Raw genomic sequence first — 7,951 nt, 5'->3', positions numbered from 1 at the left:
CATTTGCCCATCTAGCCCTTGTGCCCACAGCAGTACATTTCCGAAGGTATTAATTAGTACATTCAGTAGTGCAGCAGTGCCTGTGCTATTCGCTATTTTCATAACATCAGATGCGACAACCCTGCCTTGATTGACACCGCCTACCGTTAGTACAGATGCAATTTGCTTAGGCATCACACCCGCAGCATAACGTACTGCATGTGCACCATGACTATGCCCAGTTAAATTAAGTTTTTCGTACTTCTAATGGCTAGGACTTTATGAAGTTGAGCCATACATTGCTCGCCACGTAATTCGCTTAAATGGGGACATGCGTGTTGCAAAAGCGGTGGAACCATTTCGTGCCAAATCAGGCAGGATTTGATATCAATAATCCATTCCTAAATTTTCTGTTGCTAAGCGATTAAAGCCGAGGAGTGCATGTGCAAAGACAATTGGATATTGGGTTTTTGCATAGCTTGATATGATAAATTTTGTTTCTGCCTGTTGGAGATGAGAGGTGTTGGTTTGAACCTTCAAGGTTGATGTCATGGCTAACAGCATCAATGCAATATTAAGTTTCATAAAGTTCCATTTTAAGAAGATATGAAAAAGCCCTACTCATGTTGACTAGGGCTGATCATACAAATTGCTTTATAAGCCTTGTAGTTTTAACCGGTTGGCATGTTGACGGTAAACATCCACCGGATCTGGAGCAAACAGGTTTTTCAAGCCAAGCACCATATTCACTTCATCCAGATGGTTCCAGTTGTAATTATCACGAATGGTTTTACCGAACTTGGCGCTACAGCGTGATACCAGCCCATCATTTTCTTTGCCACCATCAATGAGCAGGGCAGTGACTTTAAGTGCTGAATCAGGATCAAGCTGGTTCGTGACTTGACCAACACCTGTGAATGAATAGTTGTAAATGCCTTTCTGTTGATAGGCACCTTCACCACAAGCTGTAGTTGGCATACCAATTGGATATTTCTGATTAAATTTTGCAGATCCTGCCAAGGTTAGACTGCTGCCACCCGCCAGAGAGTCATGTGGGAAACTGTTTGGATCCAGACCTTGTGCCCAAGTAATGGCTTTAGATACCAGATTGATTCCCCCTACTAAAGGACCTTGTACAGGTGTTCCTTCTGCTTGCAGGATCAGGTCTGCAACAGGGGAACCTTTATGTGGTGCGCCGACTGAAGTCAGAGAAGCAACCAGAGCCGGTGCTACACCTGCGACATAGCGAATGGTTGGACCGCCGTGAGAATGACCAATCAAGTTGACTTTTTCTGCACCGGTAATCGCCAGAATTTCTTCAACTTGATGTTGAAGTTGTTCACCGCGGATTTCGGAGGAATTGAATGGTGAAACACGGGTTGCCCAGACATTGGCGCCGTTACGCGCCAGATCTGGCAGAATCTGGTACCAGTAATCTAAGCCAAACTGATCGGTACCGATCTGAATAAAGCCCGCCATGCCATGTGCAAAAACAATTGGATATTTGGTTTTCGCATAGCTGGAGCTGGCTTTTGCAGTGACCTGACTGGCTTGGGTGGATGCCTGAGTGCTGAGACATGAACCCGCCAGCAGCAGACCAGTGATTAGTACTCTACATTTCATTATATTTTCCTCACTTTGTTGTTTTAACCGGATGATCCTCATCCCGTTGTGCAAAGTTCCCTTATCGCAGGAACTCAGTTTTCTATGCTGTTACGGTTATAAAGGTGGTGCTTGATTAAAAAATAAGGGTCAGCCAATCGGGAAACCCGCAGCAAAAACTTAAGTGATCTATTATTTTTCCATTACAGCTTTCAGATCACGGATAAGCCAAATAAAAAAGAATCAGAAAAAAAAGCCTATATTTCACTGGAAATATAGGCACTCGCGTTATAAGCCCTGTAATTTGAGCCGGTTGGCGTGCTGGCGATAGAGAGCAACCGGATCTGGTGCAAATATTCCTTTCAGACCAAACATCATATTGGCCAGATCAGTATGATTAAGTTTGTACTGGTCATTGATGACTTTACCCATGAACGCGCTACAACGTGACACCATGCCATCATTGTCTTTATTGCCATACGATAAAGGGCCTAACTGCATCAGGATCGTATCAATATCCAGAGCATTGGTGGCTTGGGCTACGCCTGTCCAAGAATAGTAATGAATGCCTTTACTGTCTTTCTGTTTTAAATTTTTATTGCAGTTTTCGGTGGAAGCCAATACACCATCTTTCACCATTTGCTGTGCCACGGTGGCATTAAAGGTATTAGATCCGGTCTGGGTCAGAGATTTCATGGAAGCATCAAAATCAATTTCCAGTTCGGGCTTCAACTGACCGAGTGCAATCAAAGGTCCAACAATATAATCACCTAGAATGTTGAAGGCAGTACGGCTCAGGCTATTGTTCTGGATATCATCTGCGACTTCGGAACCGTGGTAGGTGCCTGCCACACCGGTAATCGAAGCGATATACTGCGCTTGGGTCGCTGCAACATAGAGTACCGTCGGCCCACCATGGGAATGACCAATCAAGTTCAGTTTTTTCTTGCCGGTAATGGCCAGAACATCTTCAACCTGATGAATCAGTTGTTCACCGCGATGCATCGTGGTATTTGCCGGAGACAATTGTGCAGCAAATACGGTGGAGCCATTACGAGCCATATCCGGCAGAATCTGATACCAGTAATCCAGTCCGATACTATCGGTACCAATGCGTGACCAGCCTAGCCAGCCATGTACCATCAAGATCGGATATTTGGTTTTGGCATAATCGGACTTGGTCTTTTCGATGACTTGTGTGGCACTTGCCGCTGCCTGGGTTTGTGCAGCAAAGCTTAAGCCCAAAGCCGCTGCTAAAGTCACAGTCAGTAACTGTGCTGTCTTGTTGAAAGTACGCATAACCGTCCCTTTTTAATTTTATCGTTATTCAAGCAATCATTGCTTTTCTAGAGTGATGTAGCCCACACCATCAGACGTTTTAAAATAAAATACAGTCTTAGCCTTGAGTGGCTGAGCCATTTTTCTTTGTAAGTAGCGGTATTTTTTCATTTTAGCTGTCTAAAACCATGTCATTTGGGGACATGTTTGACAGAAGGAAGTTTAATTTTAAGTGTATGTTTTATATACACATGTATTTAAATAAAAAGTCTTTGAAATATTTATAATTTGCTTAAGTAAATTTATGTAAAAGAAAATATTTTGAAACAATCATAGAAGTAGCTCCTTGAAGTTCAAGTACAAAATTGTCCAAATAGCAGTGATAAAAAAGCCATCAACAGGTGATGGCTTTCAGGTTTAATCTGCAAAGGGTAGCTTACCTCCCTGATCATGTACCTGTTCAAAAGTTTCTACACGTAGGCGCTCTTCCGGTTTTTTGAAATGCTGCGCACGTAGCTCTTGAACTGCTTTTTGCTTGGCACTGTCATTCAGGCCGCTTTGCATGATGCTATCACGCTCATTTAAATAGCTGGTCACACTGGACTTCCAGCTCGTGCGTTTACTATCCAGATTTTCCAGACGTTGTGTGGCTTCAGGACCAACCAGATTTAAACGCATCTGGCGGATTTCTTCAGTCGAGCCACCACGCGCTTTAATATCTGCGGTCAGTTTACGTAAATCTTCTAATTTATTTAACTGCTCCAGATTTTCCTGCCAATCTTCCGGTAACTGCTGAAATAGTTCTTTCAGTTTCTGTGCTTTTTCAGTTTCACTTAAGTTCTTATCTGCCAGAACTGCCATACGGTCCAGCGTATATTCATGATAAGTATCTTCGGTACCAAACAGTCCTTCAATTTCATAATTAGAGAAAAATCGTTTACGCAGATTCTGGGTGCTGGTATAGATACTGCGGTAATAGGCAGGATCTTCCTGATTCAGACCGGCAGGTGGGGTTATTTCACCAAAACTTTGACGATACTGCATATAACGATCCCACAGATCCAGAATCTGGGACAGGGCAGGCTCTTTGTGGTTCTGAGAAATATAGGTCTTAAAGTCCTGCTGAATCTGTTCAATGGTTTTTTCACCGTACTGGGTAATGAAATATTCAAAACAGTTGCGGGTCTGTTCATTCACGATCAGGCGATTACTGCTATCCAGCTGCATCTTACAGTTGATTTCGGTATCCTGCTGGCTGGCGCTGGCAAAAAAAGTATTGTTCTGGGCACTGACATTCAGGGCGTTTGCTTCTGTATCTAGCATGGCTGGCTGAGCGCTACCTGGTTCATGCGCAGTCTGCTTTTCATCCTGAGGGGAAAGCCACAGTAACAGCGTGACCAGACACAGGATCACTAAAGCAACAATGATCCATATTTTATATTTCTGCATGTCCTATGCACCTTTATTTTGTTTTTCTTCAATTATTATCAAGAAATGAATCGGCTCAATATGCCATAAATACAGATTGAATAGCATAGAAAAGTTGTAAAACATTGACCAGGGTTTTACCATTGCGCCAACTTAAAAATTGTCTGATTTTTTGCCATGAAATCTTCATCTCCTAAAATTCAGCGTCGTCATATCAGCGGTGTGTTCCTGTTAAATAAGCCTCTAGGCATCAGCTCAAATGCTGCACTGCAAAAAGTACGCTGGCTGTATCGTGCGCAAAAAGCCGGACACACAGGTGCGTTGGATCCACTGGCATCTGGTTTATTGCCAGTCTGTCTGGGAGAAGCGACCAAGTTTTCGCATTATCTGCTGGATTCAACCAAGCGTTATCAAACGACTATTTTTCTAGGTCATAGCACGACTACCGGTGATGTCGAGGGGGAAATCCTGCTTGAACAAGCTGTTCCTGAACTGAATGAACAGCTAATCAAGGATACGATTGCCCAATTTGTTGGGGAAATCCAGCAAGTACCACCGATGTATTCAGCGCTTAAAAAAGAAGGTCGTCCGCTGTATGAGCTGGCGCGTAAAGGTATTGAAATTGAGCGTGAAGCGCGTCCAATTACCATTTATGCCATCGAACTTTTATCTTTTACTGAAAATAGCATCACGCTGGACGTGACCTGTTCTAAAGGCACGTATATCCGTGTACTGGGTGAAGATATTGCCAAGGCATTGGGTACTTATGGTCATCTGACTTATTTGCATCGTACGCAAACGGGTCATTTCGACATCATTCCAAGTTATACCATTGAATATCTGGAAAGCCTGAGCGAAGAAGAGCGTGAAGCTTTATTGCTACCGGCTTATGCGCCAGTGCAGCATTTTCCGCAGGTTCAAGCGCCAGAAGGCCGTGCTGAATATTTTAGCCGTGGTATGGAAAGTAATATTGACCATCCGGCAGAGCCACAAGTGCTGGTATTTGAGGGTGAGAAATGTCTGGGCCTGGCAGAAATTACTGATCGTAAGCGTCTGGTGCCGAAGCGTGTGTTAAATCTCTAGTAAATATTAAGAGAAAATTGATATGGACATCGAGATCATCATCAGTCTGATTGGCTTTGCCTTTATGGCAGGGGCAATTGATGCCGCCGTCGGTGGTGGTGGTCTGATCCAGATTCCAGCGATTATGAGCAGCCTACCGTATCTGCAGCCAGCGACCGTGTTCGGTACCAATAAGCTGGCTTCCATTTTCGGCACTGCCTCTGCGGCACTTTCCTATTTGCGACAGGTGAAATTGCCGTGGGCTTTGCTCGGCGTGGTTGCCTCGTGTAGCTATATCAGTTCTTTTGCTGGCGCGGCCAGCGTCACGCTAATTCCGGTCGATATTCTCAAGCCTTTTGTGCTGGTCATGCTGATCGTGATCGCGGTCTATACTTTCATGAAAAAACAGTTCGGCCGGGTACATGTCGAGCAAAAATTGACACGTAAAATGCTGATGCTCGCTGCTATTGGTAGCTTGATGATCGGGTTTTATGACGGAATTTTTGGTCCGGGGACAGGCAGTTTCTTTATATTTTTCTTTATCCATTATCTGAGCGTGGATTTTTTACATGCGTCAGCACTTTCGAAAATTGCCAATTTCACTACGAATCTGGCTGCACTGAGTTTCTTTATTCCAACAGGTCATGTGCTATTTATGGTCGGTGCCATGATGGCGGTGGCGAATATTGCAGGCTCGATTGTTGGGGTGAAACTGGCCTTTAAATATGGCAGTGGTTTTATCCGGATTCTGTTTCTCATATTGGTCAGTTTGCTGATCTGCCGGCTGGCTTATCAAATGTTTTTGATTTAAAAATAGATGTAAACCATTCTCAATATTAAAGTTTTTTATACAATTTCTACTTATAAAACCTCCTGAACCCTTGCCATTTCCTCTTTATGATGCAAAAAGGCATGACAAAAACAGGAGAAAAATTACATGACCACCATTTTTGAAGCACTCAGGGAAAGTCATGAAATTCAGCGTGATCTCGCTGAAAAACTATTACAAACTTCCGGGGATACGGCAGAACGCCGTGAGTTGTTCAAGCAGCTTAAAAACGAACTCTTTGCCCATGAAACTGCAGAAGACCGCTATTTCTATATTCCATTGATGATGACTGATTCGGGATTGAATATTACCCGTCATGCCTTGGCAGAACATCATGAAATGGATGAGATGATTGAAGAGCTGACTGCAACCGAATTTAGTAATCCGGGCTGGATTGCGATTGCCAAAAGACTTTCAGAAAAGGTTCATCATCACTTAAAAGAAGAAGAACATGGCTTCTTTCAGCAGGCAGGTAAAATTCTTGGAGAAGAACAAAAGACCGCTTTAGCTGTGCAGTACAAGAATGAATACCAGCGTTATAAAGACATGAAAAAAGACATGCTGGTACAAAGTTAAGTTTTAAATTCAAAACTTAGAATATAAAAAAGATGGCTGTTCAGCCATCTTTTTTTTTAAGAGATATTTAAGCTGTTTTTGCCTTTCTGGCCTGACGTGCAGCACGCAATGTGACCCCGACAGAAGCCAGCATAATACAGGCCAAAGCAATCCATTGTAATACGCCGATACGTTCACCAAGCAGGATAAAACCGGTTAAGGCTGCCAGCGCAGGAGAAAGGCTGGACAGTGTGCCATAGCTCATCTTGTTCAGCTGTTTAAGTGCTTTCAGATCCAGCGCATAGGGAATCGCTGTTGCCAGAATTGCAATGGTAATGGCTTTGCCCCAATGCTGGGTATCGAGAACTGCTGCCGCATTGTGATATAGCCCGAATGGGAGTAAACACAGCGCAGAAATACTGATGGCAATGGTCAGGGCATGCATACCTATATTCTGCTGTACCACACGCTGACCAAAGAAAATATAGAAGGCCCAGCATAGACCAGCACCTAATGCAAAGGCAGCACCCAGCAGGTCAAACTGATGATTGGCAGCTTGTCCCCATGGCACCATTAATGCGATTCCTAAAATTGCCAGAATTACCCAGATATAATCACTGCGATTTTTAATCGATAACAGTGCCAGCCCTAGCGGTCCTACAAATTCCAGGCCAACTGCAATCCCTTGAGGCAGTCTGCCCAGTGACATATAAAACAGGATATTCATCAGGCCCAGTGCTGCACTGTAGCAGAGTAAATCTTTCCATTTGAGATAGGGCAGTCGCGAGATAATTTTCCAGGAACGGAACATCACGCAGACAATAATGGCGGCAAAACATAGACGCAAAATGGTTACTGTCAGCGGGTCCAGTACAGTAAATAATTGCTTCGCGAAGGATGCACTGATCTGGTATGAAGTCATGGATAAAACCATGTACAACACAGCAAGGAGTTGGGCGTTTGGCATGGGAGTTTGATATGCCAGGCAGGCACAGAATTCAGGTCAGGGAGAAAGGCAAATTATAGCAAACTGGTTAATTTTTGATGAGTAGGCGGAGAGAATATTTTGTGAACCGTTGCCTTAAATTTAAAGCAAATGAATTTAAATTTTTAAGCTCCATAAATGACCAGAAAATTTTAAATTCAAAGTGTAAAAATCACTGCGCAAAACTTTGAATTTAAAAATTCCTACAGTAGAAAATGATCAATGATTTAAAT

General features: G+C 43.4%; 8 protein-coding genes. 3 read left to right on the top strand and 5 right to left on the bottom strand.

Annotated elements, in window-relative coordinates; genetic code table 11:
- Window positions 1–366: 366 nt before the first annotated feature.
- The 4 genes from B4033_RS00085 to B4033_RS00070 all read right to left on the bottom strand — a co-directional run bounded on the left by B4033_RS00085 (window position 367) and on the right by B4033_RS00070 (window position 4,308).
- Window positions 367–564: a hypothetical protein gene (locus B4033_RS00085; protein ID WP_286830972.1), complete on the bottom strand. Its 198-nt coding sequence runs from the start codon at window positions 562–564 to the stop codon at window positions 367–369.
- Between the two features lie 69 nt (window positions 565–633).
- Window positions 634–1,602: a lipase family alpha/beta hydrolase gene (locus B4033_RS00080; protein WP_071319818.1), complete on the bottom strand. Its 969-nt coding sequence runs from the start codon at window positions 1,600–1,602 to the stop codon at window positions 634–636.
- A 267-nt stretch (window positions 1,603–1,869) separates the two neighbouring features.
- Entirely contained in the window at window positions 1,870–2,880 is a 1,011-nt protein-coding gene (locus B4033_RS00075; protein ID WP_286830969.1) for a lipase family alpha/beta hydrolase, read from the bottom strand.
- 396 nt (window positions 2,881–3,276) lie between these two features.
- Window positions 3,277–4,308: a lipase secretion chaperone gene (locus B4033_RS00070; protein WP_286830967.1), complete on the bottom strand. Its 1,032-nt coding sequence runs from the start codon at window positions 4,306–4,308 to the stop codon at window positions 3,277–3,279.
- Window positions 4,309–4,464: 156 nt separating this feature from the next.
- Here B4033_RS00070 and truB point away from each other — a divergent pair, with 156 nt between their 5' ends.
- The 3 genes from truB (at window position 4,465) to B4033_RS00055 (ending at window position 6,754) form a co-directional block, all read left to right on the top strand.
- On the top strand, window positions 4,465–5,370 hold the full coding sequence (truB, locus tag B4033_RS00065) for a tRNA pseudouridine(55) synthase TruB (protein ID WP_286830965.1): 906 nt from the start codon (window positions 4,465–4,467) through the stop codon (window positions 5,368–5,370).
- Between the two features lie 22 nt (window positions 5,371–5,392).
- Complete coding sequence (locus B4033_RS00060) at window positions 5,393–6,160, top strand: sulfite exporter TauE/SafE family protein (RefSeq protein ID WP_286830963.1); 768 nt, start codon at window positions 5,393–5,395, stop codon at window positions 6,158–6,160.
- 126 nt (window positions 6,161–6,286) lie between these two features.
- Window positions 6,287–6,754 carry a hemerythrin domain-containing protein gene (locus tag B4033_RS00055; protein ID WP_004809925.1) on the top strand — a complete coding sequence of 156 codons (468 nt, stop codon included), beginning with the start codon at window positions 6,287–6,289 and terminating at the stop codon, window positions 6,752–6,754.
- 67 nt (window positions 6,755–6,821) lie between these two features.
- On the opposite strand, the gene B4033_RS00050 is transcribed toward B4033_RS00055, so the two are convergent.
- Window positions 6,822–7,700, bottom strand: coding sequence for an EamA family transporter (locus tag B4033_RS00050; RefSeq protein ID WP_286830960.1), 879 nt, complete (start codon window positions 7,698–7,700; stop codon window positions 6,822–6,824).
- Window positions 7,701–7,951: the final 251 nt, after the last annotated feature.

Origin of the sequence: Acinetobacter sp. UBA3132, assembly GCF_002364825.1 — a bacterium.
GTDB classification, from domain to species: domain Bacteria; phylum Pseudomonadota; class Gammaproteobacteria; order Pseudomonadales; family Moraxellaceae; genus Acinetobacter; species Acinetobacter schindleri.
This window is presented reverse-complemented; position numbering and strand designations above follow the sequence as displayed.